Annotated in this window: 9 protein-coding genes; 4 read left to right on the top strand and 5 right to left on the bottom strand. The window is 66.9% G+C overall.

What is annotated here, in order from left to right; all coding sequences use genetic code 11:
- Positions 1-42: 42 nt before the first annotated feature.
- Positions 43-1,581 (bottom strand): Fe-S cluster assembly protein SufB, encoded by a 1,539-nt coding sequence (gene sufB, locus F6X38_RS03005; RefSeq protein WP_150968070.1) that lies wholly within the window; start codon positions 1,579-1,581, stop codon positions 43-45.
- A gap of 134 nt (positions 1,582-1,715) precedes the next feature.
- Positions 1,716-2,906 carry a cysteine desulfurase family protein gene (locus tag F6X38_RS03010; protein WP_150968071.1) on the bottom strand — a complete coding sequence of 397 codons (1,191 nt, stop codon included), beginning with the start codon at positions 2,904-2,906 and terminating at the stop codon, positions 1,716-1,718.
- A 184-nt stretch (positions 2,907-3,090) separates the two neighbouring features.
- On the opposite strand from F6X38_RS03010, the gene F6X38_RS03015 reads away from it, so the two are divergent.
- The gene (locus F6X38_RS03015) at positions 3,091-3,765 is read left to right on the top strand and encodes an alpha/beta hydrolase (protein ID WP_150968072.1); all 675 of its coding nucleotides are present in this window, start codon (positions 3,091-3,093) and stop codon (positions 3,763-3,765) included.
- Here the strand turns inward: F6X38_RS03015 and F6X38_RS03020 are convergent.
- Entirely contained in the window at positions 3,749-4,894 is a 1,146-nt protein-coding gene (locus F6X38_RS03020; RefSeq protein ID WP_150968073.1) for an anhydro-N-acetylmuramic acid kinase, read from the bottom strand. The two genes, F6X38_RS03015 and F6X38_RS03020, sit on opposite strands and share 17 nt — an antisense overlap.
- 91 nt (positions 4,895-4,985) lie before the next feature.
- Here F6X38_RS03020 and tyrS point away from each other — a divergent pair, with 91 nt between their 5' ends.
- Positions 4,986-6,236: a tyrosine--tRNA ligase gene (tyrS, locus tag F6X38_RS03025; RefSeq protein ID WP_150968074.1), complete on the top strand. Its 1,251-nt coding sequence runs from the start codon at positions 4,986-4,988 to the stop codon at positions 6,234-6,236.
- 6 nt (positions 6,237-6,242) lie between these two features.
- On the opposite strand, the gene F6X38_RS03030 is transcribed toward tyrS, so the two are convergent.
- Entirely contained in the window at positions 6,243-9,614 is a 3,372-nt protein-coding gene (locus F6X38_RS03030; RefSeq protein ID WP_150968075.1) for an AsmA-like C-terminal region-containing protein, read from the bottom strand.
- Between the two features lie 95 nt (positions 9,615-9,709).
- On the opposite strand from F6X38_RS03030, the gene F6X38_RS03035 reads away from it, so the two are divergent.
- Positions 9,710-10,183 (top strand): peroxiredoxin, encoded by a 474-nt coding sequence (locus F6X38_RS03035; protein WP_150968076.1) that lies wholly within the window; start codon positions 9,710-9,712, stop codon positions 10,181-10,183.
- Positions 10,184-10,298: 115 nt separating this feature from the next.
- A complete protein-coding gene (locus F6X38_RS03040; RefSeq protein ID WP_150968077.1) occupies positions 10,299-11,594 on the top strand; it encodes a M23 family metallopeptidase in 1,296 nt (431 codons plus the stop codon).
- Positions 11,595-11,765: 171 nt separating this feature from the next.
- Here F6X38_RS03040 and prfB read toward each other — a convergent pair.
- Positions 11,766-12,894, bottom strand: a protein-coding gene (gene prfB, locus F6X38_RS03045) for a peptide chain release factor 2 (protein WP_150968078.1) whose coding sequence is annotated in 2 segments (ribosomal slippage) — positions 11,766-12,824 and positions 12,826-12,894 — 1,128 coding nt in all. Because the reading frame shifts where the segments join, the coding sequence is not laid out codon by codon here.
- Positions 12,895-12,896: the final 2 nt, after the last annotated feature.

Consider the following 12,896-nt stretch of genomic DNA (forward strand, 5'->3'; position numbering starts at 1 on the left):
TCCGAGGTGATCGACGGGGCCTGCCGGCCCGTAGTGAAAATGTTAACCGACCGAGCCTTCCAGGCTGATGTTGATCAGCTTCTGCGCTTCGACGGCGAACTCCATTGGGAGCTGCTGGATGACGTCGCGGACGAAGCCGTTGACGATCAGCGCCACCGCCTCTTCTTCGGGAATGCCGCGCTGCATGCAGTAGAAGAGCTGGTCCTCGGAAATCTTCGAGGTGGTCGCCTCGTGCTCGAACTGCGCGGTCGAGTTCTTCGCCTCGATATACGGCACGGTGTGCGCGCCGCATTCCTCGCCGATCAGCAGCGAGTCGCAGTTGGTGAAGTTGCGCGCGTTCGTGGCGCGGCGGTTCGCCGTCACCTGCCCGCGATAGGTGTTGTTCGAATGGCCGGCTGAGATGCCCTTCGAGATGATGCGGCTCGACGTGTTCTTGCCGAGGTGGATCATCTTCGTGCCGGAATCGATCTGCTGGCGGCCGTTCGATACCGCGATCGAGTAGAATTCGCCGCGCGATCCGTCGCCGCGCAGGATGCAGGACGGATACTTCCAGGTGATCGCCGAGCCGGTCTCGACTTGCGTCCACGAAATCTTGGCATTCTTCTCGCGGCAGTCGCCACGCTTCGTCACGAAGTTGTAGATGCCGCCCTTGCCGTCCTTATCGCCGGGATACCAGTTCTGGACCGTCGAGTACTTGATCTCGGCGTCCTCCAGCGCGACGAGTTCGACCACCGCCGCGTGAAGCTGGTTCTCGTCGCGCTGCGGCGCCGTGCAGCCTTCGAGATAGGAGACGTAGGAGCCCTTGTCGGCGATGATCAGCGTGCGCTCGAACTGGCCGGTGTTGCGCTCGTTGATGCGGAAATAGGTCGACAGCTCCATTGGGCAGCGGACGCCCGGCGGCACGTAGACGAACGAGCCGTCGGTGAAGACAGCCGAGTTCAGCGTCGCGAAGAAGTTGTCCGTCACTGGCACGACGGAGCCGAGATACTTCTTCACCAGTTCGGGGTGCTCGCGGATCGCCTCGGAGATCGGCATGAAGATCACGCCGGCCTTCTGCAACTCCTTCTTGAAGGTCGTCGCGACGGACACCGAATCGAACACGGCATCGACCGCGACGCGGCCGCCATAGCTGCCTTCCGAGCCGGGAACGCCGGAATCGTCATCCGAGCCGAACTCGCTCGGCTCGTCGGGCTTGCGCACGCCCGCGAGGATTTCCTGCTCCTTCAGCGGGATACCGAGCTTCTCGTAGGTCGCGAGGATTTCCGGATCGACCTCGGCGAGCGAGGACGGCCCCGACATCGACTTCGGCGCGGCGTAGTAGTGCAGGTCCTGATAGTCGACCGGCGGGTAGTTCAGGCGCGCCCAGTCCGGGCTCTCCATCGTCTGCCAGCGCGCGAACGCCTCCAGCCGCCAGTCGAGCATCCATTGCGGCTCGTTCTTCTTGGCGGAGATGAAGGCGATGATCTCCTCGTTCAGGCCTTTCGGGGCCTTGTCCGACTCGATGATCGTCTCGAACCCGTACTTGTACTGGTCGACGTCGATCCGGCGGACCTGATCGATGGTTTCTTGAACTGCTGGCATGTCGTCACTCCATACGCGCCGAACGATCTGCCCGGCGGTCGGTTCGCTGTCACGCTGTCGGCTGTGCCTCAAGCGTCATATGGTGTTGGAGAGTCAAGTTTTAAGACTCGCCTCCCCCGGATCATGGTGCCGCATCACGCGGCGCGGCGGGCCCGCATGCTCTCCTGCGCGCGGCGGACGATCTTCGCGAAAGACGCCGAGAAGGCATCCGCATCGACCTCCGTCGTGTCGGTCCCGAGGCTCACCCGCACGAGCCCCATCGCCGGGTCGACCGCGAGACCGCCCGCCGCCATCGCTGCCAGCACATGGTTCGTGCCGACCTTGCCCGACGCGCAGGCCGAACCGGCCGACACCGCGAAACCTTCGAGATCGAGCGCGATCTGCGCGGTTTCGGCCTTCACGCCCGGGGCGACGATGGCCAAGGTATTGTCGAGCCGCGCGGCGACCTCTCCGACGACCGTGAAGTTGCACTCTTCCGCCCGTAGGCGCTCCACGATCCGCTCGCGCAAGGCCCGGAAATACGAGCCGCCGGACGAGGCTCGCTCTGCGGCGATTCTTGCGGCCGCGCCGAAACTCACGATCGAGGGCACGGCTTCGGTGCCGGATCGCATGCCGTGCTCCTGCCCGCCACCGGGAAGCAGCCGGAACGGCCGCAGCGATTCCCTGCCGAGAACGAGCGCGCCGACACCCTTCGCCGCGCCGATCTTGTGGCCGGAAAGGACCAGCGCATCCGCGCCAAGTTCGCCGATGGCGAGGGGCATGCGCCCCGCCGCCTGTACCGCATCGAGAACCAGAATGACGTCCCGACCGGCGAACGCGGTTCGGACTTCGTCCAACGGCTGCACTACGCCGGTTTCGCCGTTCGCAAGGCCTAGCGCGAGCATGCCTGTCCGGCCGCCGAGACCGGCCAGCCACTGCTCCAAGGCTCGCATATCGACGATGCCGCTCGCATCCACCGCCAAGCGGGTGACCGCTTCGGGCGGAAACTGCCCGCCCTCGCGCGTCGCGGGATGGTCGGCGTCGCAGACGGCAAGCGCCTCGACCGCGATCTCCCGGCCGTCGCGCACCCAGCGCGGGGTCAGGCAGGTGACGGCGGCTTCGGTGGCGCTGCCGGTGAAGACCACGTCCTCGGGCGAAGCGCCGACGAGTCGTGCGACATCGCGGCGCGCCGCCTCCACCGCGGCACGGGCGCGCCGCCCCTCGTCATGCACGGAAGACGGATTGCCGTAGAGTTCCAGCGAATCGACCAACGCCGCTCGCGCCTCCGCCAAGAGCGGATGCGTCGCGTTGTAATCCAGATAAACGCGCCGTCGGCTCGAGAACATCGGACGCCCGCTATTCCTTCCTCATGCGCGATGCGCAAAATTCTTGAACTGTCGCTGTCCGCTGAACTACATAGCGCCACGTGTGGGCGCCGTAGTTTAAAATCATTCTAAACGAAATCTACGAAGCCGCTCCGTCCCCGTCAAGGCGCGGCCGCCCGTTTCCGCAGGTTCAGTAGGATCGCATATGCCCGAGGTCATTTTCAACGGTCCCGCCGGCCGTCTTGAAGGACGCTATCAGCCAGGCAAGGAAAAGAATGCCCCGATCGCGATGGTGCTGCATCCGCATCCCCGCTTCGGCGGCACGATGAACAACCAGATCGTCTACCAGCTCTTCTACATGTTCGTGGAGCGCGGCTTCACGACGCTGCGCTTCAACTTCCGCGGCATCGGGCGCAGCCAGGGCGAGTTCGACCACGGCGCCGGCGAGCTTTCGGATGCGGCCGCGGCGCTCGACTGGGTACAGAGCCTTCATCCGGATTCGAAGCATTGCTGGGTCGCGGGCTATTCCTTCGGATCGTGGATCGGCATGCAGCTCCTGATGCGCCGACCGGAGATCGAAGGCTTCATGTCGATCTCGCCGCAGCCGAACTCCTACGACTTCTCGTTCCTCGCGCCCTGCCCGTCTTCGGGCCTGATCATCCACGGCGACAAGGACCGCGTCGCGCCGCCGAAGGACGTGCAGACGCTGGTCGACAAGCTGAAGACGCAGAAGGGCATCCTGATCACGCAGAAGACGATCGAGGGTGCCAACCACTTCTACGCCGAACATTCCGAGATCCTGATGGCGGAATGCGCCGACTATCTCGATCGCCGCTTGGCCGGCGAGCTCGTCGACGTCAGGCCTAAGCGGCTGAAGTAGCAGCCTTCGCGAGAATGCCGCCGGCTGTCGGCACACGGCAGCCGGTGGTCGTCGGCCAGGTCAGCGGCAGGCCTCGCAGCGAGCGGACTGCCAGATAGGCCCAGGCCTCGGCTTCAAGGGAATCGCCGTCCAGCGCGGCTTCCTCGGCGGCGACGACCTTCGCACCGCGCTTCGCCGCGCCGCGTCGCAGGTCGGCCATGATGGCGGGATGCTTGCGACCGCCGCCGCCGACAATCCAGAGCTTCGGCGTCTCCGGCAAGTGGTCGGCGGCCCTCAGGATCGCCTCCGCCGCGACGAAACAGAGCGTCCGCGCCACGTCCTCCAGCGAGCCAGCCCCGGGTGGCGGCACCGTGAAGTCGAATCGGTCGAGCGATTTCGGCGCGGGCTTGGTGAAGAAGTCGGCCGACAGGTAGCGATCGGCCAAGGCATCCACGATTCCGCCTTCGGCCGCGACTGCGCCATTCTGGTCGAAGGGGATGCCGGCCTCGCGAGCGACCCACTGGTCGATCAACGCGTTGCCGGGCCCGGTGTCGAAGGCCATTGGCTCGCTTGTTCCGTCGACATAGGTGATGTTCGAAATCCCGCCGATGTTGACGAACACCACCGGCGAGGCGCGAAGCTCGTCCGGCAGGCTCTTCGCCAAGGCGGCGTGATAGGCAGGTATCAACGGCGCGCCCTGCCCGCCTGCCTCCATGTCGGCGGCGCGCATGTCGTAGACCACGTCGATGCCGATAACCTCGGCGAGGCGATGGCCGTCGCCGAGTTGAACGGTCAAAGCCTGCTCCGGGCGGTGCAGCACGGTCTGGCCGTGGAAGCCGACGACGCCGACTGTGGCCGGCTCGATGCCGCGCACCGTCAGGAAGCGGCGAACGGCCTCGGTATGCCGGTCGGTCAGTTCGCGCTCCAGTTCGGCAAGATCGCCGGGCCGCTCGTCGGGCCGGGCGATCGCCTTCGCCGTTTCCAGCCCCTTCGCCAGCCGGTCGCGGAACCGCGCCTCGTAGGCAAAGCCTTCAGCAGCGATCCGGCACACGTGGTCGCCGCCGTCCGTTTCGACGAGCGCAACATCGATGCCGTCCATGGACGTGCCGCTCATCAGGCCGAGCGCGAGAATCGGTCCCGCATCGCCCATCGCCAACCCTTTCATTTCGCCCTCAGGCTGCTAAACGCATGCCCTTGCCCGAGCCTGCGCGATAAGCGTGTCCGCATCTGGATCAGCCCGCATGACCGCCTTCAAGTCCGATTTCCTACGCGCGCTCGACGAGCGCGGCTTCATCCATCAGATTTCCGACGCGGAAGGCCTCGACGCACTGGCCGCCAATGGCCCGATCTGCGGTTATGTCGGATACGACGCCACGGCGACGTCGATCCATATCGGCAATCTCATCTCGCTCGCCATGCTCTACTGGCTGCAGGAAACCGGCCATAAGGCGATCAGCCTGATGGGCGGCGGCACCACGATGGTGGGCGACCCGTCCTTCCGCGACGACCAGCGCAAGCTGCTGACGATCGAGCAGATCGAGACGAACATCGCCGGCATCAAGCGCGTCTTCGGCAACATTCTCGACTACGAGGGTTCGAACCCGGCGCAGATGGTCAACAACGCCGACTGGCTACTGAAGCTGAACTACGTCGAGTTCCTGCGAGACGTCGGCCGGCACTTCTCGGTCAACCGCATGCTGACCTTCGACTCGGTGAAGCTCAGGCTCGACCGCGAGCAGTCGCTGTCGTTCCTCGAATTCAACTACATGATCATGCAGGGCTACGACTTCACCGAGCTGAACCGGCGCTACGGCACGGTGCTGCAGATGGGCGGCTCCGACCAGTGGGGCAACATCATCAACGGCGTCGATCTCAGCCACCGGATGGGCGGGCCGCAGCTCTACGCGCTGACGACGCCGCTCCTCACCAAGTCGAGCGGCGAGAAGATGGGCAAGTCCGCTTCCGGTGCGGTCTGGCTGAACGGCGATCTCTTCAGCCCCTACGACTTCTGGCAGTATTTCCGGAATACCGAGGACGCCGATGTCGGCCGCTTCCTGAAGATCTTCACCCGGCTGCCGCTGGACGAGATCGCCAAGCTCGCGAGCCTCGGCGGCTCGGAGATCAACGAGGCGAAGAAGGTCCTTGCGACCGAGGCGACGGCGATCGTCCACGGCCGCACTGCGGCCGATGCCGCCGCCGAGACGGCGAGGCGGACCTTCGAGGAGGGCGCGCTCGGCGACGCGCTGCCGACCGTCGAGGTGCCCGCAGCCGAGTTCGAGGCCGGCATCGGCATCCTCTCGCTCTTCGTCGCGACCGGCCTTTCCGGCTCGAACGGCGAGGTACGGCGTCATATGAAAGGCGGCGCGATCCGCCTCAACGATCAGCCGGTCGAGGACGAGAAGCGCCTTGTCGGGCCGCGCGACCTCCTCGCCGACGGGGTCGTGAAGCTGTCGATCGGCCGCAAGAAGCACGCGCTGGTCCGGCCGGCCTGACCCCGCCTATCGATAGGCGAAGATGTTGCGGAAGATACCGGGCGCGATGGCGGAGATCGGATTGATCTCCAGCTTCGGCGAGGCATAGTTGCCGCTCAGCTTGTAGGTGATGCCGATGAGGCCGCCTTCGCGCCCGTTGCCGAGGATCTGGCCGACGACGGGGATCGCGCCGAAGACGCGGTTCAGACCGTAGGCCGGCATGAAGGAGCCGCTGATGTCGATGCGGTTCTTCGGGTCGTAGACCGTGCCGGCGAAGCTCGAACCGAAGATCGGCCCGCGGATGATGCCATCGGTCAGGCGCAAGCCGTCCTTGCCGAACGAGATGCCGGCGGATGCGTGATCGAAGGTCGCGCGCTTCGTCTGAAGGTCCTTCCCCACCGCCTGCGACAGGCTCTTCGAGTCCGGCGACGGCGGCGACGCGACGAGGCTCGACAGCCGTGGCTCGTCGACGAGCGTGAAGTTCTTGGCCTCCAGCTTCCCCTGGTAGCCGTCGTCGCTGGTGCCGAGCAGCGACAGCGAAAGCTTGCCGCCTTCCATGTGCGCGTAGGCACCGGTGAAGTCGAGGAGCGATCCGGCATCCTGTGCCGCGATCTCGATCGAGCGCGCCTTGCCGCGCGGCGAGACGTCGATGGAAAACGGCGCGCCCTTCCGGCCCTTGCCGGTGATCGAGAGGGCGGCGACCCGCGAGCCGCTGCCGGCATAGTCCAGCGAGAAGTTCGCGATCGCCTCGTTGCCGAAGCCGATGACCTTGTCGAAGCTGGCGGACACGTCGAACTGCTGGCCCTCGCGCTTCTGCGCCGCGGTCTTGGCGCCGATGTCGTTGCGGATGTCGGCGAGGAGCGGCCGCGCATCGAAGCGGTCGCCGCTGATCGCGATGCTGAAGCCGTTGTCGACACGCGCCAGCTTCATGTTCACGTCGTCGCCGGGATTGAGCGAGACGTCGTGCAACTCCGCCGTCTTCAGTCCCGCCTTGTCGGCTTCCGCATAGCCGGTGGCCGCGAAGCCCTCGCCCTTCAGGACGAGATCGTCGACGGCCGTCCTACCCTCGTCGGAGCGAACGGTGAAGGCGAGCTTCGCGCCGACGCCCTTCCCCTTCCGCCAGCCGAGCCAGGGCAGGTTCAGGCTGCTTCCCGAAAGGTTCACATCGGCGCGATAGCGCGCGTCCGCGTCTTGAACGATGTCGGCCTCGATCGGGCCCGTGACGACGTCGTTCAGGATCGGCGCGAGCTTCACCGCATCGGAGGCATCGACGTGCAGCTTCGCCTCCATGCGGCGGCCCTCCGGTGGTTCCGCGCCGAGCGCGCGGCGGAACGTCAGCGCGCCTCCGGCGCCGTCGACGTCGCCATGCACATCGCCGGTGACCGCTCCCGGCTCGATCGTCACCGTCCCCGTCACGTCGCCGATCTTGTGTCCGCCGAGCGGCACACGCGAGCCGGCGTCGGCGAGATCGAGCGCGACCTTCCAGTTCTTCAGCGCCCGCCCGTCCGGCAGGTCGTTGCCGAGCGCCATATCGACGTCCGCGACGGTCTTCACGCTACCGACGGCGTCCTTCGCCTCGAACGGCAGGCTGACCACGGAGCGCAGCGGCGGCCGATCCGCGATCGCAGCGAGGTCCTTCAGGCCGCTGCGGATGTTACCGGTGATCTTCAGGTCCGTCCGCGGCGGAGCGGCATCGGGCACGCGCGAGAACGTCACCAGCCCGCCCTCCACCGCCGCGTCGGGCAGGCCGTCGACGTCGGCGGTCGCCACCGCCACCAGCGTGTCGCCGCCATGCGTCTCGACGTTTCCTTGAGCGTTCCGCAGGCTCGGCAGCTCGCTGAAGCTGCGGACGTCCAGTCCTTCCAGCGCGAAGTTCATCTCGAGTTCGCCCGGCTCGTAGCCGTTGCCGGGACGCGAGGCCTCGTCCATTCGCTGGCGCGTCACGTTCAGGGCGATCGTGCCCGCTGTCAGCCGCCCGGCATCGCCGACGTTCTCGTGCACCCATTTTCGCGGCGCGACCGCGATGTCGAACGGCCACAGCGCCTTGACCGCAGCGGCCGACAGGTCGCGCAGGTCGAGCGAAAGCTGTACCTTCGCGTCCGGGCTGCCGTAGCCGAAGCTGGCCGTGCCCGTGAGGGAGCCGTCACCGGCACGGAGATCGAGTTCGGTCACTTTCGCCTGCCGTGCGGCGATGTCGGTTCGAGCTTTCAGGCTGAACGTGCCGTCCGTCGGGCTTTGCGACTGCGACCCGACGGTCGAGCGCAGCTTCGTGCTGGCGACTTCGAGACCGAAACCGTTGAAGCCTCCATCCGGCCGGTCGTAGATCGGCGTCAGCCCGCCGGCGAAGCTCGCCTCGAAGCCGCTGCCGCGGAACCGGTTCGGGCCGAGCGTGACGCGATCGTCGCCTTCGACATAGTCGAGCGACAGGTCGGCGGATTCGAGATCGATGTGACCCCTGCCCTGATGCAGATGGCCGGCATCGAGCGCGAGCCCGAGACGCGCCGATCGCCGCTCGCTGCCGAAAGGCGACGCGACGTCGAGGGTCAGAGTCGCGGCCGAATCGCTGCCGAACGGCCGGACGTCGTTCGGGTCGCCGCGTATGCCGGGCGGCAGCAGCCGTTCCAGCTCGATCGGCCCGACGGTCGAGCGTCCGGCGATCAGCCGCTTCGCGTTCGGATCGAAATCGAGCCGCGCGTGGATCGGCATCCGCAGCCGGTCGACGCGCACGGTTCCGTCGAGCCGCATGTCGCGCGGGTCGCCGAGATCGAGGTCGAGCTGCTCGACATAGCTGACGAAGGGCCCGCCCCCCGGCGCGACGGGCGCGATGAGGCGAAGGTTCGAGATCGCGACGGCGTCGATGCCGATCCGGTCGAGGGCGCCGAGCTGCCGCTCGGTCTGGCCCAGCAGCCGCTCCGCCAGAGCGGGGAGCAGCGCCTTCGCGACTTCGGGCGGAAGCGTCGCGGGTGCCGGGTCGGACGGTGCGAGGCCCTTCGCCGTTGCCGCCACCTCGGCGGCCTCCGGCGCGCCGGTCAGGTCGATCTCGACGCCGGAGACCGCGAGCGAGCGCACCAGCAGACGGCCGGCGAACAGCGGCATGACATCGAAGCCAAGCGCGATGGACTGCGCCTTCGCCTGCGGTTCCGCCACGCCCGCACGCCTGATCTCGACGGCATCCCAGCGGATGCCGAGCCGGCCATCCTTCAGCGTCACGGATTGGCGGCCGAGATCCGCGCTGTAGTCGGGGCCGAGCACGCGGCCGACCACCGCTTCCGTCTGCTGCCGGAGGAAGTTACGGCCGCCTTCGCTGTCGACCAGCACCACCGTCGCGGCGCAGACGACCGCGAGCCCGGTGACTCCGGTGCTGGCGAGTCCGATAAGTCCATGGAGGAAACGATGCATTCAGCGGGCCAAGATCCGACACAAGCCTTGCCTTCGGTCCATAACAGCCTCTAGCTCGCGGTTCGGACGGTGTTGGTTCAAAGGAAGGCACAATCATGATTACCGCAGGCGGAGCTTGCCCGGACTTCGCGCTTGCCGACGACCGTGGCGATATGGTCACGTCGGCGAGCCTCGCCGGCAAGCCGTTCGTGCTGTTCTTCTACCCGAAGGACGATACGTCCGGCTGCACGCAGGAGGCCGTCGCCTTCTCCGGGCTCGCCGCCGAATTCGAAGCGATCGACGTCCGCGTGCTCGGCGTATCGCCGGACTCGGTCAAGAGCCACGCGAAGTTCCGCGACAAGCATTCGCTGACGGTGCCGCTGCTTGCGGACGAGGAGCGGACCCTGCTCGATGCGGCCGGCGTCTGGGTCGAGAAGAGCATGTACGGCCGAAAGTACATGGGCGTCGAGCGCACCACCGTCCTCGTCGGCGCGGACGGACGGCGGGTCCAGGCGTGGCCGAAGGTCAAGGTGCCGGGCCATGCGCAGGAGGTGCTCGAAGCGGCGAAGGCTCTTTCCGCGAACGCCTGAACGCTGGGCGGCGCGACCGTCCTGCGACGCGGAAACGAATGCTTAACCTTAACGAGGTGTAATCGCTGAACTGACCGACAGCAGTCGATGCGTTCTCCGTCGAACGGTTTGGCGAATGACATCAGCGTCTCAACAGATCTTCGGGCGAAGGAAGGCGCCTCACACGATCATCTTCGCGCGCGGCGAGACGGTACGCCACTTCACCGTCCAGCCGTGGCTCGCGCGGACGATCGGGCTGCTTTCCGCGGGCGCGGCCATCGCCGTCGTCGGATCGACGGCGCTGCTCGTGTCCGGCGGGAACTGGAACTCCTTCGCCGAGGACGGCGAACCCGACCTCGCGACGCGCTACGAACTGCGCATCGCCACCTTGCGCTCGGAGGTCGACCGGCTGACGACTCGCGGCTTCCTCGACCGCGAACGGGTCTCCAGCAAGGTCGACGTCCTCCTCGACCAGCAGGCCCAGCTTTCGCAGCGCTACGCCAAGCTCCAGCCGCTGCTCGACCGGGCGCGGGCCGCGGGCCTGATCGACACCCCGGTGCCCGTGCCCGTGCCGAAGCCCAATCCACAGCAGGCCGCGACGCCCACCGAAAGCGCGCCGCTCGCCTACACGGACAGCGAAGGGCCGGAAGCGCTGCGGCGTTTCCGTCTGGTGGACCCTACCGGGGGGCGCAAGCCGGCATCGGCTGCCGCAGCACCCGGCATGGAAGCGGTTCCGCTCGACCTCCTGCGTCAGGTGGGCGAATCGATCGACGACGCCGAGAACGGGCAGATCGAGGGCCTCAACCTTCTCGCCTCGCGGGCGAAAGCCAAATCGGACGCCATCGGCGACGTGCTGCGCGCGGAAGGCGTCGGCCGCCTGAAGTTGCCTGTCCACGCAGCGGGCGGCGAAGGCGGCCCCTTCGTCCCGGTGCCCCCCGGACAGCGTTTCGACGCGGGTCTCCTCGATCTTGCGGCGGCGCTCGACTCATTGCAGGCCGTGCGCGACGCGTCGGCGGCGCTGCCGCTGGCCGCACCGGTACCGTCGACCGCGATCAGCTCGACCTTCGGCGTCCGCGAGGACCCGTTCTTCGGCCGTGCCGCCATGCACACCGGCATCGATTTCGTCGAGCAGACGGGCACCGCCGTGAAGGCGACCGCTCCCGGCAAGGTCGTCTTCGCGGGCGAGAACGCCGGCTACGGGCAGATGGTCGAGATCGACCACGGCAACGGCCTCTCGACGCGCTACGCGCACATGTCGAGCATCGCCGTCGAAGTTGGGCAGGCCGTCGTGGCCGGCACTGCCGTCGGCCGCGTCGGCTCCACCGGGCGCAGCACCGGCCCGCACCTGCACTACGAGGTGCGCCGCGCCGGCGAAGCGATCGACCCGTCCCGCTTCCTGAAGGCGGGTCGCCGGATCAGCGCGCTCGGCTGATCCGGCCTTAGAGGCGGCGACAGAACCCTTGAGGGTCGGTCTGGCGGGTCTTTTCGCCATTCGCTACGTTGCTGAGCCTCGCCGATGCCGCCGGCATCGACTGCGTTCAGCGCCTCGCAAACGACGAAAATCCCTCGCCAGCCCTCCGCCGCAGAGTTCTGTCGCCGCCTCTCAGTCGATGTCGCCGACCTGCGTGTCGCCGCCGTGGACACGGTGCGCCAGCGCCGCCTCCATGAACTCGTCGAGGTCCCCGTCGAGCACGCTCTGCGGCGACGTGCTCTGCACGCCGGTCCGAAGGTCCTTCACCATCTGGTACGGCTGCAGCACGTAGGAGCGGATCTGGTGACCCCAGCCGATGTCGGTCTTCGACGCGGCCTCGGCGTTCGCCGCCTCCTCGCGCTTCTGCAGTTCCGCCTCGTAGAGACGGGCGCGCAGCATGCCCCAGGCGGTAGCGCGGTTCTTGTGCTGCGAGCGTTCCTGCTGGCAGGCGACGACGATGCCGGTCGGGATATGCGTGATGCGCACCGCCGAGTCGGTGGTGTTGACGTGCTGGCCGCCGGCACCCGACGCGCGATAGGTATCGATGCGGCAATCGGATTCGTTGACCTGGATGTCGATCGAATCGTCCACCACCGGATAGACCCAGACCGAAGCGAAGGAAGTGTGCCGCTTCGCCTGGCTGTCGAAGGGCGAGATGCGCACCAGCCGGTGCACCCCCGACTCGGTCTTCGCCAGCCCGTAGGCGTTGTGCCCCTTGATGAGCAGCGTCGCCGACTTGATCCCGGCTTCCTCACCGGAATGGCTTTCGAGCAGTTCCACCTTCATCGCCGCGCGTTCCGCCCAGCGCATGTACATGCGCAGCAGCATCGACGCCCAGTCCTGGCTCTCGGTGCCACCGGCGCCGGAATGAACTTCGAGATAGGTGTCGTTCGAGTCGGCCTCGCCGGAAAGCAGCGTCTCGATCTGGCGCTTGTCGACGTCCGCCTTGATCGCGCGGATCGCCTCCTCGGCTTCCGTCACGACGGAGGCATCGCCCTCCTCCTCGCCCATCCCGATGAGATCGACGTTATCGCGGAGCCCCTGCTCCAGCGCCTGGATGCCGGTGATCGAGGTTTCCAGCCGCTGACGCTCGCGCATCAGCTTCTGCGCCTCTTCGGCGTCGTTCCAGAAGGACGGATTCTCGACCTGCGCGTTCAGGACGCTCAGGCGTTTCTGCGCGGCATCCCAGTCAAAGATGCCTCCTCAGCAGGCTTATGGCCTGCTTGATTTCGTCGACCATGGTTTCGATTTCGGCGCGCATGC

It is taken from the genome of Plantimonas leprariae (assembly GCF_008802405.1).
Taxonomy (GTDB): domain Bacteria; phylum Pseudomonadota; class Alphaproteobacteria; order Rhizobiales; family Rhizobiaceae; genus Plantimonas; species Plantimonas leprariae.